Source organism: Trinickia mobilis, assembly GCF_017315705.1.
Taxonomy (GTDB): Bacteria; Pseudomonadota; Gammaproteobacteria; order Burkholderiales; family Burkholderiaceae; genus Trinickia_A; species Trinickia_A mobilis.
Genome location: NZ_JAFLRF010000045.1, coordinates 20,802 through 41,094 on the forward strand (window position 1 = coordinate 20,802; position 20,293 = coordinate 41,094).

Sequence of the window (20,293 nt, forward strand, 5' to 3'; positions counted from 1 at the left end):
TTTTTACGTGCGCGGCTCATCTCGACAGGTTGTAAATTCGACTGCACACCGGCAGACATGATGAAGTTTCTACCCTCGGCCGATCGGCAAACGCCTTGAGCGCTTGCCCCTGTGGGGATGGCATCGAAGTTGCTGAAATGTGGTAATGCCGCGGAAGCAGCGGGCTTTTGGCATTTCATGTCCATTACCGACGGAGCAATCAGCATGACAGCATTGCCGAATACGAAAGACGCCATCGGAGATTCCTGGAGCAGCACCAAGCGCCACGCGCGCCGCATCGCGCGGCATGGCCGGCACGCGGCCGAAGACATCGGCGGAGAAATGCGCGACTTGCTTGCCGAACTCGAGCAAGCGCTCACCGACGGCACGCATGCCGATGCCGCCGTGCTCCGTGCGCAATTGAAGCAGCGCCTCGACGCCGCGCGCGCCCGTCTAGACGGCGCACAGCAAGGCATGCGCGAACGCGCGACCGAAGTGTTCGCCGACGCCGACGACTATGTGCGGGAAAACCCCTGGCAAGCGATCGCGATTGTCGGCGGCGTGGCGCTCATCGCCGGGGCGCTGCTTGCGCGGGGGCGGTAGATGTCCGGCGCGGCGTGTCCTGTGCCTGTGTGCGTCGAGGGGCACGCTTAACGCGTGCGCCGGAATCTTTCTTCGTTGCTTATTGTCGCGTCACGCTGCCGCGTCACGCGTGATCGAAGAAGTCCGCGCCGATGAGATCGATGCGGTCGGTGCAGATCGAGTCCACGCCCCAATCGCCGAGCAGCCGCGCGCGCTCCGGATCATTCACCGTGTAAGCAAGGATAAACAGACCGGACGCTTTGATCTGCGCGACGAGCCGCCCGTTTAGTTCGCGGTGATTTGCGTGCAGCGATACACACTCGAGCGCGTCCGTCTGCGCACGCCAATGCGCGGGCACGGCATCGAACAGCAGGCCGCGCGGCAGTTCAGGTGCAGCGTCGCGGGCAGCAGCCAACGCGCCGTAGGAGAACGACGACAAGAGCGGCGGCATTGCCGATGCCGACCACAGCCGCGCGGCCTCCTCGGCGACCAGCCGTCCCGTTTGAACATCGCGCAGCGCGCACGGCTTGATTTCGACATTCGCCGCGAGACCGAGCGCCGCGCAACGCGCGGCGACTTGCTCGAGCGTCGGCATCCGTTCGCCGGCGAAGCGCGCGTCGCGCCAACTGCCCGCATCGAGCGCCGCGATCTCGTCATAACGCAGTTTCGCTGCCGCACCGCGCCCGTTCGACGTGCGGTTCACCGTGTCGTCGTGCAGCAGGAACACGACGTTGTCGGCCGAAAGCTTCGCGTCGAACTCGATCATCTTCAATCCGAGGCGCGCGCCGGTATCGATCGCGGCAAGCGTGTTCTCAGGCGCGAGCGTGCCGCCGCCGCGATGCGCGACCACGCGCGGATAAGACCAGTTGCGGGTTGTCATCGTCGACTGTTCCGTGGCTGTCACTATGGCTTTAAAACGCGCGCCGCCCCGTAGCGGGATCGAAGAAATGAAGGTGCTGCACCGGCAACGCAGCAGGCAGCGTGTCGCCGCGTGCCGGCCGCTCCGCATGCGGAAGGCGCACTGCCACATCATGCGCGCCCCAGCGTCCGTGTGCGAGATTGTCGGCGCCGAGCAGCTCGCAAGATTCGACGGCGAGCGGCGCGTGCGATGCCGCGGACTGCGGCGTCATGTGCTCGGGGCGGATGCCGAGAATCCAGTCGCGTGCGGTCGCGATTGCGCGGCCGATGCCGGGCGCGCCCGCAACCGGCAGCGCCGGACCGCCGCCCGCGACTTCGAACGTCGCGCCGTCGACAGCAAGACGGCCGTTGAGCAAGTTCATTGCCGGCGAGCCGATAAAGCTTGCGACAAACACGGTCGCCGGGCGCTCGTAGATCTCGGTCGGCGCGCCGATCTGCTCCGCGTGCCCGCGATTCATCACGATCACGCGCTGCGCGAGCGTCATCGCTTCGATCTGATCGTGCGTGACGTAGAGGCTCGTCGTGCCAAGACGCGCATGCAGCCGCTGTATTTCGAGCCGCATTTGCACGCGCAGTTTCGCGTCCAGATTCGAGAGCGGCTCGTCGAACAGGAACACCGACGGCTCGCGCACGATCGCGCGCCCCATCGCGACGCGCTGACGCTGGCCGCCCGACAACTCGCGCGGCTTGCGCTCGAGCAGCGCTTCCAGTTCGAGAATCTTGGCGGCCGCGGCGACGCGCGACTCGATCGTGCCGCGCGCGATGCCGCGAATCTTCAGACCATACGCCATGTTCTCCTTGACGCTCATGTGCGGATAGAGCGCGTAGTTCTGGAACACCATGGCGATGTCGCGATCCTTCGGCTCGAGCGTATTGACGACGCGCGCGCCGATCGCGATCTCGCCATCGGACACGCTTTCGAGCCCCGCGACCATGCGCAGCAACGTCGACTTGCCGCAGCCCGACGGGCCGACCAGCACGACGAACTCGCCGTCCTCGATCTCGACGTCGATCCCGTGCAGCACGAACTGCTTGCCGTCGTAGGTCTTTCGCACGCTCTTCAAAGTCAAGGCTGTCATGCTTCGTTTGTCTCCGTACGATTCAAGATGCCTCCCGTCCCCCGCCCCGTAGGAAGTCCCCTTGGGGGATTGGGGGATTGGGGGATTGGGGGATTGGGGGATTGGGGGATTGGGGGATTGGGGGATTGGGGGATTGGGGGAGGGGGCAGCGAAGGACAGTGTGCGTGGGGGGTCGTTCATGAATCACTTTTCCGCGTCGACGAGCCCGCGCACGAACCAGCGCTGCATCGCGATCACGACGACGAGCGGCGGCAGCATCGCGAGCAAGGTCGCGGCCATCACGAGATGCCATTCGGTCGCGGTGTCGCCGCTGGCGATCATCGACTTGATGCCGACCACGGCTGTCGTGAGCGACTGCTCGTTCGTGATCAGGATCGGCCACAGGTACTGATTCCACCCGTAGATGAAGGTGATGACGAAGAGTGCCGCGATGTTCGTCTTCGACAGTGGCAGCACCACGTCCCAGAAGAAACGCAAGGGCCCTGCGCCATCGATGCGCGCCGCGTCCATCAATTCGTCGGGCAGCGTCATGAAGAACTGGCGAAACAGGAACGTGGCCGTTGCCGACGCGATCAGCGGCAGCGTCAGGCCCGCGTAGCTGTTGGTCAGATGCATCGACGACACGACTTGCACCGTCGGGAAAATGCGCACTTCGACGGGCAGCATCAGCGTGACGAAGATCAGCCAGAACGCCGTGTTGCGCAGCGGAAAGCGGAAGAACACGATCGCGTAAGCCGAGATGATCGACACGGCGATCTTGCCGATCGAAATCGCGAGCGCCATCACGAGGCTGTTCAGCAGCATCCGCCCGAACGGGCTCGCCGCGCTGCCGCTGCCATGCGTCCAGACGCTCGCGATGTTCTCGAACAGGTGCGTGCTCGGCACGAGCGACAGCGGCACGGTAAAGACCTCCTGCGCGCTCATCGTCGCCGCGCAAAACGCGACGTAGACCGGAAACACGATCAGCGCGACGCCCGCGATCAGCACCGCGTGACAAAAGAGATCGAAGCCTTTGCGATTTTCGATCATGCGTATTGCACCTTGCGTTCGATGAAGCGGAACTGCACGACCGTCAGCGCGACGACGATCAGCATCAGCACGACCGACTGCGCGCCGGAACTGCCGATGTCGAGCCCCTGGAAGCCTTCGGTGAAGATCTTGTAGATGAGCGTCTTCGTGTCTTGGGCGGGACCGCCGCCGGTGGCCGCGTCGATGACCGGGAACGTATCGAAGAATGCGTAGACGAGGTTGACGACGAGCAGGAAGAAGCTGGTCGGCGACAGAAGCGGCAGCGCGATGCCGAAAAAACGGCGCACGGGGCCGGCGCCGTCGATCGCCGCCGCCTCGATGAGCGAGCGCGGAATCGCCTGCAGGCCCGCGTAGAAAAAGAGAAAGTTGTAGCTGACCTGCTTCCAGACCGACGCCAGCACGACGAGGAACATCGCCTGTCCGCCGTTCAAAGCATGATTCCAGACGATGCCCGCCTTCGCGAGCGCGAACGTCACAAGACCGATGCTCGGATTGAAGAGGAACGTCCACAGCACGGCCGCGATCGCGGGCGCCACCGCGTACGGCCAGATCAAGAGCGTGCGGTAGGCGTTCGAGCCGCGCGTCACGCGGTCCGCGCAGGCCGCGAGCAGCAGCGAGACGACCAGACCGCAAACCGTTACGAGCGTGCTGAACACGAGCGTCGTCTTGAACGACGCGAGATACAACGGGTCCGCAAACAAGCGTTCGAAGTTCGCGAAACCGACGAATTCGCTCGAGGTGCCGAACGCGTCCTGCATCTGCGTCGATTGCCAAAGCGCGACGCCGGCAGGCCAGAGAAAGAAGAGCGCGGTAATCGCGAGCTGCGGCGCGATCAGCAAATAAGGCAGCACGCTCGTGCCGAAGCGGGAACGTTGGTGCATAGGCGGCCGGTCAGTAAGGTGGCGTCGCGAAGCGCGGCGGCGTGCCTGCGTGCGCACGGCGCGCCGCCCTGGCGAGGAAAGGCTGTTGCCGTCAAAACTACCGGGCCATCGCATGCGGAGCCAGCCGAACGTGCGGCGGCATACCGCCGCGACGGCCCGGGATGACGGTCAACTCCCCGATTGCTCGAAGCGCCGCAGCAGCTCGTCGCCACGCGAGGCCGCCGAATCGAGCGCCTCTTTCGGCGTCTTCTTCTGCGCCCAGACCTGCTCGAGCTCCTCGTCGACGATCGTGCGGATCTGCGGCATGTTGCCAAGGCGCAGCCCCTTCGTGTACGGCAGCGGCGGCTTGTTGAGCATCTGCTTGATCGCGGTATCGGCGCCCGGGTTCTTGTCGTAGAAGCCTTGCTGGCGCGTCAGGTCGTAGGCCGCCGTCGTGACCGGCAGATAACCCGTGTCCTGATGCCACTTCGCAGCGACGCTCGCCGACGACAAATACGCAAGGAACTTCGCGACGCCCTTGTAGACGTTTGGATCCTTGCCCGCGAGCACCCACAGGCTCGCGCCGCCGATGATCGCGTTCTGGGGCGCACCCTTCACGCTCGGGTCGTACGGCATCATCCCGGTGCCGATGTCGAACTTCGCGTACTTGCGGATCGTCGCGAGCGACCCGGACGAGTTCATCGCGATCCCGCAATCGCCGCTATAGAACTTCGACACTGCCTCGTCCTTGCGGCCGGCGTAAGCGAACGTGCCCGCCTTCGCCATGTTCTGCAGGAACTGGATGTGGGCGATCTGCAGCGGCTTGTTGAATTCGAGCACCGCGTTCGTGCCGTCGAAGCCGTTGTTCTCGCTCGCGTAGGGCGCGCCCTGCCACGCGCTGTACTCTTCGAGCTGGATCCAGCCTTGCCAGCCGGTCGTGAAGCCGCACGACATGCCGGCGGCCTTGAGCTTCACCGCGTCGGCGGCGACTTCATCCCACGTTTTGGGCGGCTGATTCGGGTCGAGGCCGGCCTTCTTGAACGCGTCCTTGTTGTAGTAGAGGACCGGCGTCGAACTGTTGAACGGCATCGACACGAGCTGGCCCGTCTTCGCGTCGCTGTAGTAGCTCGCGACGGCCGGCACGAAGGCCTTTTGATCAAGCGGCACGCCCGCCTGCCTGAACACCTCCGACACCGGCAGCACAGCCTTTTTCGCCTGCATCATCGTCGCCGTGCCGACTTCGTAGACCTGCAGGATCGCCGGCGCGTTGCCGCTGCGGTAGGCGGCGATGCCGGCCGCGAGCGTCTGGTCATAGGTGCCCTTGAAGACCGGGACGATCTTGTAGTCGCTCTGCGACGCGTTGAACTGGGCGGCGATGTCGTTCACGCGCTCGCCGAGTGCAGCCTCCATCGCGTGCCAGAACTGGATTTCCGTAGCCGCGAACACGGCATGGCTCGCACCGGCGAACAGCGCGCCCCCGAGGGCCAATGAACGGAACAGCGTCTTGTAACCCATCGACTTCTTCTCCTTTTGATTGACGCGAATGGCCCGCGGCTAACGCACGGCGGCTCAAGCGTGCCGGGCGTCCGAGGTCTCCTGCGGGAGGCTACGGATGAAAACGTTTCGAAAACGTTTCCGCGCAGTCTAATTGTCGTCTATGACAAAAAGTCGTTGATATTCTTTCAGCGCGTAACGATCGGTCATGCCGGCGATGTAATGCGCGATGAGGCGCGGCTGCTGGGTCTCGTCGGCAGCCGCGTAGGCGGGGGGCAGGAGGCGCGGATCTTCGGTGAATGCGTCGAAAAGGCCGGTGACCACGCGCCGCGCCTTGTTCGCCATCCGCATCACCCGATAGTGGCGGTACAGGTTCTTGAACAAAAAGCGCTTGAGCGCCGCGGCCTGCGCCGCGACCGCCTCGCTGTGCGCGACGAGCGGCGGGGCGGCGCGCACGGCGTCGAGCGATTCTGGCGCGTGCGCGACGAGGTTGCGCGTCGTCGCGTCGATCAGGTCGACGATCAGCGTGTTGATGATCCGCCGCACGGTCTCATGTATCACCCGACGCCCTTCGAGATCGGGATACGCGCGCTTCGCGGCTTCATAGTGCATCTGCCACAGCTCGACCTGCGCCAGTTGCTCGATCGTCAGGAGCCCGGAACGCAGGCCGTCGTCGACGTCATGATTGTTGTACGCGATTTCGTCGGCGACGTTCGCGATCTGCGCTTCCAGCGACGGCTGCTGGCCGTTCAGGAACCGTTCGCCGAGTGCGCCGAGCTTGCGTGCGTTCTCGCGCGAGCAATGTTTCAGGATGCCTTCGCGCGTCTCGAAGCAAAGATTCAGGCCGTTGAACGCGCCGTAGTGCTCCTCGAGCTCGTCGACGACCGCGAGGCTTTGCAGATTGTGTTCGAAACCGCCGTGCTCGCGCATGCACTCGTTGAGTGCATCCTGGCCGGCGTGCCCGAAGGGCGTATGGCCGAGGTCGTGGGCGAGCGAAATCGCTTCGACCAGATCCTCGTTGAGCCGCAGATTGCGCGCGATCGAGCGCGCGATCTGCGCGACTTCGAGGCTGTGCGTGAGCCGTGTGCGAAAGAGGTCGCCTTCGTGATTGACGAAGACCTGCGTCTTGTATTCGAGGCGCCGGAAGGCGGTGGAATGGACGATGCGATCGCGGTCGCGCTGAAATTCCGTGCGCGCTTCGGGAGGCGGCTCGGCATAGCGACGGCCGCGCGATTGCAACGAATGCGCCGCATAGGGTGCGAGGTGAGCTTCGAGGGAGGCTACGGTGGGGGCAACGAAAACGGCCGCGCGTTGGCCTGCATTGCGCTCGCCGGATACGGACGACGTAGCGCTCGGCCGGGTGGCCGCCACTTCGTTCGATGCCTCCTGCGACTCTTTCAGCGTTGCGCTGCGCTTCTCACTCACCGGTGACTCCCCCTCCGAATCATGGATCGCGCGTCGCGGCCGACGTGGCCCAGCCCGATATGGGCCAGCGCGGCGTCAGAGACTTGCCGCGAGCGTCTCGTGGACGACGTCCTCGGGCGCGGTCGCCATCAGTGTCTCGCCGAAACGCTTCAGCAGAATGAATTTGATCGACCCTCCCTCGGCTTTCTTGTCGACCTTCATCAGCTCCATATAGCGCGCTTCACCGAGCGCCGGCGCGCGCGTGGGCAGGTGCGCCGCGGCGATCACGGTGACGAGCCGCTTGCGCGCCGCGTCGTCGAGATGGCCCAGGCGCACCGACAGATCCGCGGCCATCGCCATCCCGCACCCGACGGCTTCGCCGTGCAGCCATTCGCCGTAGCCAAGGCCGGCTTCGATTGCGTGGCCGAACGTGTGGCCGAAGTTGAGGATCGCGCGCAGCCCGCCCTCGCGTTCGTCGGCCGCGACGACCGACGCCTTGATCTCGCACGAACGCTTGACCGCCTGCGCGAGCGCGTCCGGCTCGCAGCGATTCAGCGCGTCGACGTTGGCTTCGATCCAGTCGAAGAACCCGGCGTCCGCAATCGCGCCAGTCTTGATGACCTCGGCAACGCCCGCCGCCAGTTCGCGCGCCGGCAGCGTGCGAAGCGCGCCGATGTCCGCGATGACGGCCTGCGGCTGATAGAACGCGCCGATCATGTTCTTGCCGAGCGGATGGTTGATACCTGTCTTGCCGCCCACCGACGAATCCACCTGCGACAAGAGCGTAGTCGGCACCTGGATGAACGGAACGCCGCGCATGTAGCAGGCGGCAGCAAAGCCGGTCATGTCGCCGATCACGCCGCCGCCGAGCGCGATCAGCGTGGTCTTGCGGTCCGCATGCTCCGTGAGCAGCGCGTCGAAGATGAGGTTCAGCGTTTCCCAGTTTTTATAGGCTTCGCCGTCGGGCAGCACGACCGTCGACACTTTCTTGTTGAGCGGCGCGAGCGCTTGACGCACGGCATCGCCGTAGAGCGGATCGACCGTGGTGTTGGTCACGATCATCACCGACGAGCCGGCGATGTGCGGCGCGAAAAGTTCGGTCTTGCCGATGAGCTCCGTGCCGATATGAATGGGATAGGCGCGTTCGCCCAAGTCGACGTTGACGGTAATCATGTATGTGCCTGTCGGGTGATGCCGGCCATCTCGAGCTGCATGAGCACCATGTTGACGAGCCCGTTCACTGACGGACGTCCCGTTTCCACGATGAAGTGCGCGCATTCGCGGTACAGCGGGTCGCGCACGCTATAGAGCGCTTCGAGCTTGGCTTTCGGGTCTTCGGTCTGCAGGAGCGGCCGGTTCTTGTCTTTGCGGGTGCGCAGCCAAAGGTCGTGCGGATTCGCGCGCAAATAGACGACGAGGCCGCGCGTGTGCAGGAATTCGCGGTTTTCCGGACGCAGGATTGCGCCGCCGCCAGTGGCAAGCACGATGCCCTCGCGCGCGGTCAGGGCGGAAATGACCGCCGCCTCGCGGTCGCGAAAGCCGGCTTCGCCCTCGTGCTCGAAGATGATTGGGATGCGCGCGCCGGTGCGTGCCTCGATTTCGTGGTCCGAATCGAAGAACGGCCGATCCAGACGGCGCGCGACCGCACGGCCCACGGTGGTCTTGCCTGCCCCCATGAGCCCTACGAAAAATACATTGGCGTGTGCATCCCGCGCTTGCAACGGTTTCCTCTGACTTGATCTGCTGTGGTTCGTGGCGCAGCTTACTGGCAAAGCGCCCGCCTTGTCGAGCACGGGGCCAGAACAGCGGCCCGCGCACACCAGGCTCGTTCACTGCGTTTCGACGACGTGCGGCGTGATAAAAACGACCAACTCATTGCGTCGTTCGCTCCGCGCGCGATGTCGAAAAAGCGCGCCCAAAAGAGGTATTTTGCCCAAGAGCGGCACCCGCGTCACATCATCCCGGTCATTGCTTTCATAAATCCCGCCGATAGAGACCGTGCCGCCGTCCTCCACCTCGACACGCGTCTGCACATGCTTCGTGTTGATCGCGGGCCCATTGGCCGTCTGTTCGCCGACGCTGTCTTTCGCAACGTCGAGGTCTAGAATCACGCGGCCAGCCGGCGTAATTTGCGGCTCGACCTCGAGTTTCAGGCTGGCGCGGCGAAACTGGACGCCGGACACGCCGTTGCCCACCTTCGCCTGATACGGCACCTCGGTGCCCTGTTCGACGATCGCCTTCATCCGGTCCGCCGTAACGACGCGCGGGCTCGACACGATCTCCCCGCGTCCCTCCGCTTCCAGTGCACTCAATTCGACGTTCAAAAACCGGGTGGCGCGCGCGGCGAACAGTGTGAAGCCGGCCGTCGCGGCGTCGAAACCCGATATCGGCCTCGCCGACAGGTCATAGATCGAGCCCTCCCTGCCGCCGGAGAGGCCCGTCGACGTCCCGCCATCCTGCGTCGCGCGCAGCGACAGGCGCGCGCCGAGATCGCGCGAAAAGCCGTGTTCGCCCTCGACGATCCGCGCTTCGATCAGCACTTGACGCGTCGGCTTGTCGATCGCGGCGAGCAGCTCGGCAATTTGCGCGAGCCGCACATCGAGGTCGGTCACGAACATGAGGTTCGTGCGCGGGTCCGCCATGGCCGCGCCGCGCTTGGACAGCACGCGCTGGCCGCCCGGCGCGCTCAACAGGCGCACGACATCCTCCGCACGCGCGTAGTGCAACTCGAAAGTGCGGCTTGCCAGCGGCTCCAGCTCTGCTGCGCGAGCGTGCGCTTCGAAGCGCAGCCGCTCGCGGGCCGCCAGATCGGCTAGCGGCGCGACCCAGATCACGTTGCCGCGCCGCTCCATCGCGAGGCCGTTGACGTCGAGCAGCGTGTCGAACGCGGTGCGCCACGGTACCTGGTGCAAGCGCAGCGACACGAAGCCGCGCACGCGCTCGCTCGCGACGATATTCAAGTTCGTGAAGCGCGCGAACGCGTCGAGCACCGCCCCCAGTTCGGCGTTTTGGAAATTTAGCGTGATGGGCTTGTTATCGCCGGATTCGATATCGCTCGGATTGGCCGCGCCGCCGCTCATGCGTTGTGGAGGCGTGAGCGGCACCGGCGGGCCTTCGAGCGGGGCGGCCGCGGCGTCGGTGGCGCGTTCCGCTGGGGCGTCGACAGGCGCCTTCGTCGTCGACGCAGCGGCGTCCCCGCTCCCTACATCGTCGTCCAGCGGCGCAAAGCTGCGCGGCTGAGTCGCTTCGCTTTGCAACGGACTGGGAATTTCCGCTCCGCCGTTCTTGAACAACGGCAACACCCTGTGCCGCCCGACTGAATCGTCGAGCGGCATCTGCGCGGGCAACGGCGGCAACGGCGGCACCGACGCGCGCGCTGCCGCCGCCACGAAGCACACGATGACGAACACCCATCGACTTCCGTATCGGACGATCACCGCGTCCCCTCCGCCAGCGTCAGCAACCGCACGCCTGCACCGCTCGACAACGTGACGCCTCGATCGTCGATGCGCGTGACTTTCTCCAGCCCGATCGACTGCCCTGTTTCGAGCGCCGTCGTACCGTCTGCCGCAGCCAGCAACGCGAGTCCGCGCGTGCCTTCGCGAAACAAACCCACGAGGTGCAGCGTCGATCCTGCGTCGGAGTGCGCCGCCGGCGCCGCCGCAAACGGGTCGGAAAACCTCACTTCATCGTCGTCCGGGTCCGGATCGGCGGCGACAGATGGCGCGAGCGACGAAGGCAGCGCGTCGAAGAATGCCAACGTTATGCCGATCGAAAGATCGTCGGCATCGCGCTTCACATGCAGATCCGCCGGAACGACAAGCACCGGCAGGCTCGGCAATCCGTGCAGGAAATCGAGCAACCCGGCGAAATTCGCGCGCGCGACGGCGTGCGCCGGACGCACCGCCTCGATCCCTTCCCCATGAGGCTTGGCTGGCTCAAGCTTGCGCAGCGTCAAGCCGCTTTGGGCGGCTAGCGTCGAGACGGCGTGCCAATTGCCGATGGACGAGCCGGCTCGATCGTCCGTTGAAGTCATTGCATGGGCCATCTCCGAACGCAGAGCAGAAAGCTTCGCGATGGCCGCGCGTGCTTCGGCTAGCCGATGCTCCACGTCAGCCAGCGCCGCCTGGCCGGCACTCGTGCGGCTTAGATCCGCTGCATCCCACGCATACATGCCGATACCGAAGACCGCAGCGGCGACCACCGTGCCTACCGCTGAACGCCGAGCGCCGCTCCACGCCTCCAGCGGCATGCGCAGGCCCGAGAGCCAGTCTGCAAGACTGCCGAACCGCGCGCCGCCCTGCGGCCGCGGCATCCGATCCGCAGTCGTGCTCATCGCGCACCCCGCTGGTTGTCCACGCGACGCCTTGTGTCCTCGACGAGCTTTGCTTGCGCACCGTCCCAACGCAGATGCGCGGCAAATTCGATCGTGCTGCTGATACCAAGCTCGTCGTCGCCCGAAGATGCGGCGATGTGCCGCAGATCGGCGACGTCCACCGCCTGAACACCCCTCACGCCGTTCAAGCGCGCAAGCCACGCAGATGAAGCGGCGGCGTCCTTTGCGCTCGCGATAAGCGTCACCTCACGATCCGTTTGCTTCAACTCGCGCAGAACAATGCCCGAGTAGGCTTCCCTGCTCAGCGCATCGAAGAGGTCGAGCAATCGCGCTCTCGGCGCCGCCAACTTTTGCGCCAATGCCGCGCGCTTATGCTGATCCGCGCGCAGGCCTTCGAGGCGACGGTATTCGGCAAGCGGTACGCCGAGGCTGGCCAGCGTCGTTTCGAGCGCCTCGCGCTTTGCGTCCAGACGGGCGTGCTCCAACGCTTCCCAGCCGGCCCACGCCATCACCGCCGCGCACCCGGTCAGCGCCGCCACGAGGCACTCGACCAGAAAGCGCCGCCGCGCCCGACGCGCATCGCGCTGCCGATACGGCAACAAATTGAAGCCGCCCATACGTACGGAACGCCTGTGCGTAGGCTGCCCCGATCGGCGCAATTTCCAAAAGGACAGCGCCGTCATTCGAAAACCCCGCGCAACGCCAATCCAAACGCAACCGCAAACGACGACGCATGACGCAGCTCGGCCGAAACCCGGCTCGAACCGTCACAAAACGAGCCGCACTCGAACGGCAGCACGCTGCAGCCAAGCAGGTCGCCGACGTCGGCAATCGCAAGCCCCGCGCTGCCGAGCAAATCGAGTTCGCCCCCGATCAACGCGCAGCCGAGCGCGCCGCCATCGGCCAATTCGCGCAAGGCGTCTGCCAAGTCCGCGTGCTCCGGAGCGGGATAGCGGATGTGCGCTTCCGCCACGCCGTTCGCCATCCGCCACCCGTAGACTCCGTCGCCGCCGACCCACAGCGCGGCGTAACGTTCGCGCGGATTCAACTCCAATTCGGCGGCGTGCCGCAACGCGCGAAGCGCGGCGGGCGGCTCGCCGTCCAGCGCGATCAATTCGATGCCGGCGGCCGCGGCCGCTTCGACACGCGCTTCGAGATGCTGCCGCGGCGTGGCCGCGATCGTCACAGAGGGCGCGTTGCCGCTGGCTTCACGGGGCGCGTCGTCGATAAACCAATCGACCGCCAACGCATGCCGCTCGATACCGGCGACACGCTCGGCCTCGGCCATCACAGCAGGCTCGATGCCGGACAGCACTTGCAGGGGCGTGGCCCGCGGCGTACGCGGCGTCAGCCGCGACAGCGCGACGGACGCCACCACGGTCGCCGACCCCGGCACGGCCATCGCGCAGGTCAGCTTGCGGGTCGCGCACGTATCCGGAAGCTGCGCGAAAGCCTCGTTGAGGGCCGACGCCACCGCTGCCCGATCGACGATTTGCGCGCCCGCCATCGCGCCGCCCGCAAGCGGCGCCACGGCAAGGCACTCGACGCTCACCGGCCCCGCCCCTCGCCCGCGCTGGCTCAATACCGCAAGCCGCACTTCCCGCGGACCTAGGTCGATGCCCGCCGCGAAGCGGCGCTTGGTGGGCAGCAGCGTGTTTCTGATCGGCATGGCTCCTCCTTGCAGCGTGCGCGCCGAACCATTCGGGCGCGCGTTCGTACGTGCTATTCGCCTGACGAATTCTGCAAAGTCTGGGGCGCTCGGGGCACTCGGCCGAATGGCTAACGCGGCATCGCGCGCGCTCCGAAGCCCCGCCGAGGCGCTACATTGGTATTCAGCGGTTCGAGCGGCGGAAAGTAAGCGATTCGAAAGCGAACAGGCCCGGCCAGCTATAATCGCAAGTCTGCTTTTTGGTGTCTGTATGCAATCCTCGCCTCCTTCGTCTCCGCCAGCCATCCCGGAGAAGCGCAAACAACCGCTGTGGCTCAAGCTGCTGCTCGGGTTTGCCGGTCTCGTCGCCGCGTTCGCCGTGTGCGTGGGGCTCGTGCTCGGCTATGCGCTGGTGGTCGTGCGTCCGAACCTGCCGTCGCTCGACGCGCTCACCGACTATCGCCCGAAAGTGCCGCTGCGCGTCTATACGGCGGACCACGTGCTGATCGGCGAGTTCGGCGAAGAACGCCGCGATGTCGTGCACATTCAGGACGTGCCCGATTACCTGAAGAAAGCGATCCTCGCGATCGAGGACGCGCGCTTTTACGACCACGGCGGCGTCGATTTGACCGGCATCGCGCGCGCCGGCTTTGTCGCGCTGACGAACGGCCATGCGACGCAGGGCGCGAGCACGATCACGATGCAGGTCGCGCGCAACTTTTTCCTGTCGAGCGAGAAGACCTACACGCGCAAGATCTACGAGATGCTGCTCGCCTACAAGATCGAGTCGAAGCTGACCAAGGGTCAGATTCTCGAGGTGTACATGAATCAGATCTACCTCGGCCAGCGCGCCTACGGCTTCGCGAGCGCGGCGCGCGTCTATTTCGGCAAGGATCTGAAGGACATCACGCTCGCCGAGGCGGCGATGCTCGCAGGCTTGCCCAAGGCGCCCTCCGCCTACAACCCGGTCGTCAATCCAAACCGCGCGAAGGTGCGGCAGCAGTACATCTTGCAACGGATGCGCGAGCTGCACTTCATCACCGAAGCACAGTACGACGACGCAGTGAAGCAGCCGCTCGTCGTCAAGGGCTTGGGCAGGGAATTCAGCGTGCACGCCGAGTACGTCGCCGAAATGGTGCGCCAGATGATGTACGCCCAATACCGCGAAGAGGCGTACACGCGCGGCCTGAACGTCGTCACGACGATCGATTCGGCGGATCAGGACGTCGCGTACCGCGCGATCCGCCGCGGCCTGATGGACTATGAGCGGCGTCACGGCTACCGCGGCCCGGAAGCCTTCATCGACTTGCCCGCGGACGCGAGCGAGCGCGAGCAGACCATCGACGACGCACTCGCCGAGCATCCGGACAACGGTGAAATCATTGCGGCAGTCGTGACGTCGGCCAACCCGAAAGAGGTGCAGGCGGCCTTCATCGACGGCAACGTGGCGACGATCATCGGCGACGGCCTGCGCTTCGTCGCCGTCGCGCTCGGTCCGCGCGCCCAGCCGAGCCAGCGCATTCGGCCCGGCGCGATCGTGCGCCTCATCAAAAACAGCGATGGCAGTTGGGCGATCACGCAGTTGCCGCAAGTCGAAGGCGCGTTCGTTTCGGTTGTGCCGCAGGACGGCGCGATCCAGGCGCTCGTCGGCGGCTTCGACTTCAACAAGAACAAGTTCAACCACGTGACGCAGGCGTGGCGCCAGCCGGGCTCGAGCTTCAAGCCGTTTATCTATTCCGCGTCGCTCGACAAGGGCCTCGCCCCCTCCACAATCATCAACGACGCACCGCTCTTTTTCAGCGCGGCCGAAACAGGCGGGCTGCCGTGGGAGCCGAAGAATTACGGCGGCGGCTTCGAAGGTCCGATGACGATGCGTACGGCGTTGCAAAAGTCGCGCAACCTGGTGTCGATCCGCATCCTCTCGCAAATCGGCACGAAGTACGCGCAGCAATACATCACGCGCTTCGGCTTCGACGCGGACCGTCACCCCGCGTATTTGCCGATGGCGCTCGGCGCGGGCCTCGTCACGCCGCTGCAGATGGCCGGCGCGTATTCGGTGTTCGCGAACGGCGGATACCGGATCAACCCCTATCTGATCGCCGAAGTCACCGATCAGTCCGGAAACGTCCTCGCGCACGCGCATCCGATCATCGCCGGACAAAACGCCCCGCGCGCGATCGACGCGCGCAACGCCTACGTCATGAACAGCCTGCTGCAAAGCGTCGCGCAGCGCGGCACCGGCGCCAAGACGAACGCGCTCAAGCGCACCGATCTCGCGGGCAAGACCGGCACGACCAACGATTCGCGCGACGCCTGGTTCGCCGGCTATCAGCGCACGCTGACGGCCATCGCGTGGATCGGCTACGACAATCCGCGCAGTCTCGGCGACCGCGAAACCGGCGGCGGCCTGGCGCTACCGGTATGGATCGACTACATGGGACAGACGCTCAAGGGCGTGCCCGAGTACAAGATGCCGATGCCGGAGGACGTCGTGTCGGTCGACGGCGAGTTGTATTTCGACGAATTCACTCCGGGCCATGGCTTTGTCGCGCGCGTCGGCGTCAACCAGGGTCCGGCCGACGGCGAGGCCGTCGAATCAGGTTCGCAAGCGATGCCGGAACAAGTGGGCGATCAGGAAAAGCAGGACATCATGAACCTGTTCCGCGGCCGCTGAAGCGCGCGGCGATGCGCGGCTCGCTGAGAAACCAGCAAGCCGCGCGCTCTTACGCCTGGAACTCGACAGGCTCGCCCGCCTGCTGTGACGCATATTGCGAAAGCGCGGCAAAAAATTCCTGACCGCTGCGCGTATCGCGCCATTCGCCGTCGACGAACTTGAAATGAAAACCGCCGGCCTTCGCCGCGATCCAGATTTCGTGCATGGGCGGCTGCAGGTTCACGATGATCTTCGTTTTATTCTCGAATTCGAGCGTCAGAACATTGCCGCTGCGGTCGAATTCGATGTCGGCATCGATATCGTCGAATGCGCGCTCAATCGCGGCCAGTACGGCTTCTGCGCGGGTCAGGTATTCACTGTCGGTCATGCTAAACTCCACCGATTAATCATTCAGGGACAGTCATGCGGGTCGTTTTCAGGATGAGCGCGATTGTAGCGGCTTCGGCTCTCACCGCCGCTGCGCTTGGCGGCTGCGGACAGCGCGGGCCGCTCTATATGCCGAACGTCCCGCCGCTGCCGAAAAAGCCCTCGGACCAAATGGAACCGCTCCCGTCCGACGTGAAGCCGGACGCAGAAACCGGCGCGGCTCCGGCGCCCGGTGCGATTGGGGCCGCTGCCGATATGTCGTCCACTCCGCTCTCGCTTTCTCCGGACAGCCAACTCGGCACGACGCCGGGCACCGCCAAGCCGGCGTCCAGTCCGGCATCGGGCTCGTCCCAAGATTAAATATGAAACAGCCCCCGCGCTCACTGCTTGCTTTGCATGGGACCGGAGTAAGCGCTACAGCGCTAACTCCGGATCGACACGCTGCCCCCCGAGGAGGTGTCAGTACGCTTGGGGCGGCCCGGCGCTTACTGACATGAATCAAACCACATTCGCCTTTGTCGACGGCGTGCTGCACGCCGAAGGTGTGTCGACCGTCTCGCTTGCCCGCCAATTCGGGACCCCGCTTTACGTCTACTCGCGCGCAGCGCTGACACAGGCCTACGAGGCCTATGCGAATGCGTGCGCGGGCCGGCGCGCATCGGTCCACGTCGCCGTGAAGGCGAACAGCAACCTCGCAGTGCTGAACGTCTTCGCCCGCTTGGGCGCAGGCTTCGATATCGTTTCGAGCGGCGAGCTCGCGCGCGTGCTCACGGCCGGGGGCAAGGCGGAGAACGTGGTGTTCTCGGGCGTCGGCAAAAGCGCCGAGGAAATGCGCGAGGCGCTTGCGGCCGGCGTGAAGTGCTTCAACGTCGAGTCGATTCCGGAACTCGACCGGCTCAACGCGGTAGCGGCGTCGATGGGCAAGACGGCGCCGGTCTCGCTGCGCGTGAATCCCGACGTCGATCCGAAAACGCACCCCTACATTTCGACAGGACTCAAGGCGAATAAATTCGGAGTCGCGTTCGACGACGCGCGTGCAACCTACCGCGCCGCCGCCGCGATGCCGAACCTGCACGTGGTCGGCATCGACTGCCATATCGGCTCGCAGATCACCGAGATCGCCCCGTACCTCGACGCCGTCGACAGGCTGCTCGAACTCGTCGAACAGATCGAAGCAGACGGCACGAAGATTCATCATGTCGACGTCGGCGGCGGACTCGGCATCCAATACGACACGGAAACGCCGCCCGACATCGGCGAATTCGTGAAGACGCTGCTCGACCACATCGACGCGCGCGGACACGGCCATCGCGCGGTGTTCTTCGAGCCAGGCCGCTCGGTCACGGGCAATGCCGGCATCCTGCTGACGCGTGTCGAATTCCTGAAGCCGGGCGAAGAAAAGAACTTTGCGATCGTCGATGCAGCAATGAACGACCTCGCACGTCCGGCGATGTATCAGGCGTTTCACGCGATCGAACCCGCCGTGAAGCGCGATGTGTCGGCGCATGTGTATGACGTGGTCGGTCCCGTTTGCGAAAGCGGCGATTGGCTCGGCCGCGACCGGCAACTGGCGATCGAAGCCGGCGACCTGCTCGCCATCCGCTCGGCCGGCGCCTACGGTTTCGTCATGAGCTCGAACTACAACACGCGTCCGCGGGCGGCCGAGGTGATGGTCGACGGCAGTCACGCGCAAATTGTGCGCGAGCGAGAGAACGTGAAGGAATTGTTCGCCGGCGAAACGGTGTTGCCGAAGTAAAACGCAACAACGCGCGTCAATAGCAAAAAGGCGAGGCTCAATGGTGAGCCTCGCCTTTTTTATCGCGGCGTCGAGCCACTGAACGGCTTTCGATTCAAAGCCGCTGTCGCTCGAAAAACCGCCCACGCACCCACACGAGCAAGCGCCAGCCGAGCAGCGCGATTACGATCGCACCGTAAATCTTCGGCAGGATCAGGTCGTGCTTGCCCGCCTTCATCCACCAGAAATGCAGGATCGCGAGCCCGGCGATCGCGTAGATCGCGCGGTGCAGCGTCTGCCAGTGGCGGCCGAGCTTGCGCGCCATCGCGCGCGGCGACGTCACGGCGAGCGGAATCAACAGCACGAACGCGGCAAACCCGACCATGATGAACGGACGCTTGCCGACGTCCTTCAGCATCGCGGCGACATCGAACCACTTGTCGAACCAGATGTAGGTCGTGAAGTGCAGCGTCGCGTAGAAGAACGCGTAGAGCCCGAGCATGCGCCGAAAACGCAGCAGCGCGTTCACGCCGGTGAGCCGGCGCAGCGGCGTGACGGCCAATGTGATGCAGAGGAAGACGAGCGTCCAGAGGCCCGTCGAGCGCGTAATGAATTCGATCGGATTCGCGCCCAGCCGGTCCGTCAGGCCGAACAGCACGATGCGCGCGAGCGGGTACCACGCAGCGATGAAAACCGCGACCTTCGCAGGCGCGATCCAGCGTTCGCCCTTGCGGGCCGGCCGTGCGGCAGGCGCTGCCTTCGCCTGGCGCGCGTTCCCGCTGCTTTGGCTCGTGAGGGTGGTTTGCATGTCGGTCATGATCGGCGCCGCTTAGCTCAGAAGTTTTTCCGCAGATCCATGCCCTGGTACATCGACGCGACGAGATCACCGTAGCCGTTGAACATCAGCGTCTTACGCTTCGGTGTGAAGAATCCGTCCTCGCCGATGCGCCGTTCGGTCGCCTGACTCCAGCGCGGGTGATCGACGTTCGGGTTCACGTTCGAATAAAAACCGTACTCGTTCGTCGCTTCCTTGTTCCAGCTCGTCGGCGGCTGCTGCTCGACGAAGCGGATCTTCACGAGCGACTTCGCGCTCTTGAAACCGTACTTCCACGGCACGACGACGCGGATCGGCGCGCCGTTCTGATTCGGCAGCACTTGCCCGTAGACGCCGACCGTCAAGAGCGTCAAAGGATTCATCGCCTCGTCCATCCGCAGGCCTTCGGAATACGGCCAGTCGAGAATGGGCTGGGAGACCCCGGGCATCTGCGACGGGTCTGCGAGCGTGATGAATTGCACGTACTTGGCGTTGCCGGTCGGCTGCGCCTGCTTGATCAGCTCGGCAAGCGGGAAGCCGACCCACGGAATCACCATCGACCACCCCTCGACGCAGCGGTGCCGGTACACGCGCTCCTCGAGCGGCGCGAGCTTCAGCAGCGCGTCGATATCGTAAACCTTCGCGTTCTTGACCTCGCCCTCGACGCTCACGCGCCACGGACGCGGCCGCAGCGTATGTGCGTTTTCCGCCGGATCGCTCTTGTCGGTGCCGAATTCGTAGTAATTGTTGTAGGTCGTGATGTCCTTGTACGACGTGACCTTGTCCACGACGACGAACTTCGGATTGGTTTTCGCCGCGAGCTTCTGTGCGTTGGCATCGGGCGACTCGTAGGTGGCGAACGCCGGATCGCTGATGCCGAACAGACCGCCCGCCGCAGCCACACCCGCCATGCCCGCCAGTTGCAGCACGCGCCGCCGGTTCTCCCATACGGCGCGCGGCGTAATCTCGCTTGCCGCAATGTCGTCGCCCCGCAATTGAATTCGTTGTCCTCGCTTGGTCCACATGGTGAAAGCTCCTGATAGGCGGTTCGGGCCGACCGTGCATGTTCATTCGACCCATCGGCCATATATACCGTTCGGGTAGCGTACTGGATGCAAAATAAAACGCTCTCCCGAGACAAAAAACCGCCGGTGCGAAGCATTCGGCGGTTTTTTGTCGTAGCAGGACGGCGAATATTACAGCTTGCCGTAACTATGCAAGCCGGACAGGAACATGTTGACGCCGAGGAATGCGAACGTCGTGACGAGGAGGCCCGTCAGCGCCCACCACGCAGCGGCTGCGCCGCGCAGCCCCTTCATCAGGCGCATGTGCAGCCACGCCGCGTAGTTCAGCCAGACGATCAGCGCCCAGGTCT

The 20,293-nt window shown here is 64.7% G+C and carries 19 protein-coding genes and 1 pseudogene; 4 read left to right on the top strand and 16 right to left on the bottom strand.

The window, feature by feature from the left end; genetic code table 11:
• Positions 1–204 precede the first annotated feature (204 nt).
• Positions 205–582 carry an ElaB/YgaM/YqjD family protein gene (locus tag J3489_RS32105; protein ID WP_207004854.1) on the top strand — a complete coding sequence of 126 codons (378 nt, stop codon included), beginning with the start codon at positions 205–207 and terminating at the stop codon, positions 580–582.
• A 103-nt stretch (positions 583–685) separates the two neighbouring features.
• Here J3489_RS32105 and ugpQ read toward each other — a convergent pair whose 3' ends face one another.
• The 12 genes and pseudogenes from ugpQ to pilM form a co-directional block, all read right to left on the bottom strand.
• Positions 686–1,441 carry a glycerophosphodiester phosphodiesterase gene (ugpQ, locus tag J3489_RS32110; protein ID WP_207004855.1) on the bottom strand — a complete coding sequence of 252 codons (756 nt, stop codon included), beginning with the start codon at positions 1,439–1,441 and terminating at the stop codon, positions 686–688.
• A gap of 31 nt (positions 1,442–1,472) precedes the next feature.
• The gene (locus J3489_RS32115) at positions 1,473–2,558 is read right to left on the bottom strand and encodes a sn-glycerol-3-phosphate import ATP-binding protein UgpC (RefSeq protein ID WP_207004856.1); all 1,086 of its coding nucleotides are present in this window, start codon (positions 2,556–2,558) and stop codon (positions 1,473–1,475) included.
• Positions 2,559–2,741: 183 nt separating this feature from the next.
• Positions 2,742–3,587, bottom strand: a complete 846-nt coding sequence (gene ugpE / locus J3489_RS32120) for a sn-glycerol-3-phosphate ABC transporter permease UgpE (RefSeq protein ID WP_207004857.1) — start codon at positions 3,585–3,587, stop codon at positions 2,742–2,744.
• On the bottom strand, positions 3,584–4,468 hold the full coding sequence (gene ugpA / locus J3489_RS32125) for a sn-glycerol-3-phosphate ABC transporter permease UgpA (RefSeq protein ID WP_207004858.1): 885 nt from the start codon (positions 4,466–4,468) through the stop codon (positions 3,584–3,586). Before ugpA ends, ugpE begins: the two co-directional genes overlap by 4 nt.
• A gap of 168 nt (positions 4,469–4,636) precedes the next feature.
• Entirely contained in the window at positions 4,637–5,962 is a 1,326-nt protein-coding gene (ugpB, locus tag J3489_RS32130) for a sn-glycerol-3-phosphate ABC transporter substrate-binding protein UgpB (RefSeq protein WP_207004859.1), read from the bottom strand.
• Between the two features lie 129 nt (positions 5,963–6,091).
• A pseudogene (locus J3489_RS32135) lies at positions 6,092–7,240 on the bottom strand (deoxyguanosinetriphosphate triphosphohydrolase); the annotation flags it as partial.
• A 201-nt stretch (positions 7,241–7,441) separates the two neighbouring features.
• Positions 7,442–8,518, bottom strand: a complete 1,077-nt coding sequence (gene aroB / locus J3489_RS32140; RefSeq protein ID WP_207004860.1) for a 3-dehydroquinate synthase — start codon at positions 8,516–8,518, stop codon at positions 7,442–7,444.
• On the bottom strand, positions 8,515–9,066 hold the full coding sequence (locus tag J3489_RS32145; RefSeq protein ID WP_207004861.1) for a shikimate kinase: 552 nt from the start codon (positions 9,064–9,066) through the stop codon (positions 8,515–8,517). Before J3489_RS32145 ends, aroB begins: the two co-directional genes overlap by 4 nt.
• Before the next feature lie 108 nt (positions 9,067–9,174).
• On the bottom strand, positions 9,175–10,782 hold the full coding sequence (locus J3489_RS32150) for a type IV pilus secretin PilQ (RefSeq protein ID WP_309491454.1): 1,608 nt from the start codon (positions 10,780–10,782) through the stop codon (positions 9,175–9,177).
• A complete protein-coding gene (locus J3489_RS32155; RefSeq protein ID WP_207004862.1) occupies positions 10,779–11,681 on the bottom strand; it encodes a hypothetical protein in 903 nt (300 codons plus the stop codon). The genes J3489_RS32150 and J3489_RS32155 overlap by 4 nt, the downstream gene beginning before the upstream one ends.
• The gene (locus tag J3489_RS32160; protein ID WP_207004863.1) at positions 11,678–12,298 is read right to left on the bottom strand and encodes a PilN family protein; all 621 of its coding nucleotides are present in this window, start codon (positions 12,296–12,298) and stop codon (positions 11,678–11,680) included. The genes J3489_RS32155 and J3489_RS32160 overlap by 4 nt, the downstream gene beginning before the upstream one ends.
• A gap of 62 nt (positions 12,299–12,360) precedes the next feature.
• The gene (gene pilM, locus J3489_RS32165) at positions 12,361–13,350 is read right to left on the bottom strand and encodes a pilus assembly protein PilM (protein WP_207004864.1); all 990 of its coding nucleotides are present in this window, start codon (positions 13,348–13,350) and stop codon (positions 12,361–12,363) included.
• A gap of 250 nt (positions 13,351–13,600) precedes the next feature.
• Between pilM and J3489_RS32170 the strand changes: the two genes are divergently transcribed.
• Positions 13,601–16,003, top strand: coding sequence for a penicillin-binding protein 1A (locus J3489_RS32170; RefSeq protein WP_207004865.1), 2,403 nt, complete (start codon positions 13,601–13,603; stop codon positions 16,001–16,003).
• Positions 16,004–16,052: 49 nt separating this feature from the next.
• Here J3489_RS32170 and cyaY read toward each other — a convergent pair whose 3' ends face one another.
• Positions 16,053–16,370: an iron donor protein CyaY gene (cyaY, locus tag J3489_RS32175; protein ID WP_207004866.1), complete on the bottom strand. Its 318-nt coding sequence runs from the start codon at positions 16,368–16,370 to the stop codon at positions 16,053–16,055.
• A gap of 35 nt (positions 16,371–16,405) precedes the next feature.
• Between cyaY and lptM the strand changes: the two genes are divergently transcribed.
• Together lptM and lysA are read left to right on the top strand one after the other, a co-directional pair.
• Positions 16,406–16,729 (top strand): LPS translocon maturation chaperone LptM, encoded by a 324-nt coding sequence (gene lptM / locus J3489_RS32180; RefSeq protein WP_207004867.1) that lies wholly within the window; start codon positions 16,406–16,408, stop codon positions 16,727–16,729.
• A gap of 133 nt (positions 16,730–16,862) precedes the next feature.
• Positions 16,863–18,125, top strand: coding sequence for a diaminopimelate decarboxylase (lysA, locus tag J3489_RS32185; RefSeq protein WP_207004868.1), 1,263 nt, complete (start codon positions 16,863–16,865; stop codon positions 18,123–18,125).
• Between the two features lie 94 nt (positions 18,126–18,219).
• On the opposite strand, the gene msrQ is transcribed toward lysA, so the two are convergent.
• The 3 genes from msrQ to ccsA form a co-directional block, all read right to left on the bottom strand.
• Positions 18,220–18,921: a protein-methionine-sulfoxide reductase heme-binding subunit MsrQ gene (gene msrQ, locus J3489_RS32190; RefSeq protein ID WP_207004869.1), complete on the bottom strand. Its 702-nt coding sequence runs from the start codon at positions 18,919–18,921 to the stop codon at positions 18,220–18,222.
• Positions 18,922–18,938: 17 nt separating this feature from the next.
• Positions 18,939–19,943, bottom strand: coding sequence for a protein-methionine-sulfoxide reductase catalytic subunit MsrP (msrP, locus tag J3489_RS32195; protein ID WP_207004870.1), 1,005 nt, complete (start codon positions 19,941–19,943; stop codon positions 18,939–18,941).
• A gap of 171 nt (positions 19,944–20,114) precedes the next feature.
• Positions 20,115–20,293, bottom strand: a 179-nt coding sequence (gene ccsA, locus J3489_RS32200) for a cytochrome c biogenesis protein CcsA (RefSeq protein WP_207004874.1), incomplete at its 5' end; no start/stop codon positions are given.